Source organism: Streptomyces chiangmaiensis (genome assembly GCF_036281785.1).
GTDB classification, from domain to species: domain Bacteria; phylum Actinomycetota; class Actinomycetes; order Streptomycetales; family Streptomycetaceae; genus Streptomyces; species Streptomyces chiangmaiensis.
Map to the genome: position 1 here is coordinate 1 of NZ_JAYWVC010000507.1, position 1,914 is coordinate 1,914.

Genomic DNA, 1,914 nt, shown 5'->3' on the forward strand with positions numbered 1-1,914 from the left:
GGAGCTCATGGCGGTCCGCACCCGGATCTTGATGCGGTTGCGTTCTCCCTTGCTCATGCCGCCGAAGACGGACATGACCAGGTCGTGGGCCTCGTTGTCGGGGTCGATCGGGCCGCCGACTTCCGGGACCCACAGCGGGATGCGGAAGTGGACGAAGACGGGGAAGGTGTTGCCGAACTGGTTGCCGTAGAAGGTGCGTTGCGGCTCCCCGATGACGACCGCGTCGAACCCGCGGTTGGGGTTGCGGAGGGCTTGGAGGAGGTCGTTGGCGCGTGGGCGGCGCTGCCAGGGCAGGGAGCGGCTGTGACCGATGTCGAAGTACTCGGTGACGATCTGGCCCCCGGCGGGTTCGATCAGGGCTTGGGCGCGGGTGAGCTGCCAGTTTCTTGAGGCTTCGGGGTCTTGCAGATCCTCGGTGGAGCAGCGTCCGGCGAAGGCGAAACGGATCACGTGCGGTGAGACCCCCAGTGCGTGGGTATGACGTGGAGCGCGTTGCGGGTGTTGGGTGGCGATCTGTGGTACCTCGAAAGGGCGAGAAGAGCCAGCGGCCGCCCGCCCCTTCTAGCTGTCTCCGGCCTCGGGGTACGGCCGGCTCGGAGCGGCCATCAGGGCGCGGAGGAGGTACAGGAGGGCGACGGCGACGGACTCGGTCACGTCGGGTGGCTCCTCGGGAAGGGCCACGTGGATCTCCCGGGGATTGTCCGGGCCCGGGTGTTGCTCGGATGGGGGCTGGGGCATGCGCTGTTGGGCGCCGGGGCCAGAGAACTCGTTGGTGCTGACACAACCCCTATAGAGATGTCGCACGGCAGATTTGTCGTACTCCCCCGACCGGAATTCAAGGAGCGAGCCCTGCCGGCACGCTTCCCACGTGCGGGTGTGCTGGTCACGGAGCGATACGGCGACGAAGTCCTCGAAGACCTTCTCCATGTTGATGAGCAGACCGTCCACGGGGACGGTTCCGCCGCCGTCGAGTTCGTACGAAGCTCCTCGCAGGACGAGCTCGCCGAGACGGATCGCGGTCTGCAGGCGGGCGTTGTGAGGGTCGGCTGTCCAGTCGGGCAGAGCCCGCGTGGATGGCACGTCTCCGACATCGGGGAGTGCGGCGATCACCCGTCTGAGCTCGGAACGGCAGGCTGTCGGTACCCCGGGGAGGGCCAAGAGCCGCCGGGCCGCCGTGAGGAGGATGCGATTCTCCGGGATGTCCTCGGTGAATTCCTCGTAGCTGGCTTCCACGGGGAAGGCCCTGCCGAAGTGCCGACGCAACTGATCGGCGTGGCGGATACGGCCGCGTACGACGGGGAGCGTCGCTTCGACACTGACGTTGCCCTTGCCGAAAACCTCATCCGCACAGGTGAGAGGCGGTATGTGGGTTTCGCGGGCCCCGACCCCGGGTGCTTGGGGCGCGGCCCTGGCGCGAGTGTTGGGTCCTGCGGGAACATGATCGACCGTGCTGTTGCGACTGGCCTACCTGGGTATGACGAACGCGTTCGCCATGCTGCGCTTGCTACCGATGAGCGACCGCGACAAGGACGTCGAAATCCTGGCGCTGCGTCATCAGATCACGGTGCTGGAGCGGCAACTGGGAGGGGACAGGCCGCGGTTCCGGCCGAGCGATCGGGCGTTCTTGGCGGCGTTGCTGCACCGGCTCCCGCGCGATGCACTGCGTCGACTGCGGTTGCTGGTGCGCCCCGATACGGTGCTGCGATGGCACCGCGACCTGTTCGCCCGTCGGCACGCCGCCCAGTCCAGGCCGAAGCGCTCGGGTCGGCCACGCACCGTGCACTCCATCCGCGTCCTGGCGCTGCGCCTGGCTCGGGAGAATCCCACGTGGGGCTACAGAAGGGTGCATGGCGAACTGCTTGTGCTCGGGATCAAGGTGGCCGCTTCCACGGTATGGGAGATCCTGAAGGAGGC

2 protein-coding genes and 1 pseudogene are annotated in these 1,914 nt (G+C 67.4%); 1 reads left to right on the forward strand and 2 read right to left on the reverse strand.

All coding sequences use genetic code 11. From position 1 onward, the window contains the following. Positions 1 to 450, reverse strand: a 450-nt coding sequence (locus VXC91_RS45000) for a recombinase family protein (RefSeq protein WP_329513112.1), incomplete at its 3' end; no start/stop codon positions are given. A 111-nt stretch (positions 451 to 561) separates the two neighbouring features. Then, positions 562 to 1,365 (reverse strand): 5-methylcytosine restriction system specificity protein McrC, encoded by an 804-nt coding sequence (locus VXC91_RS45005; RefSeq protein ID WP_329513114.1) that lies wholly within the window; start codon positions 1,363 to 1,365, stop codon positions 562 to 564. 82 nt (positions 1,366 to 1,447) lie between these two features. Between VXC91_RS45005 and VXC91_RS45010 the strand changes: the two are divergent. Continuing rightward, positions 1,448 to 1,914: pseudogene (locus tag VXC91_RS45010) on the forward strand (helix-turn-helix domain-containing protein); the annotation flags it as partial.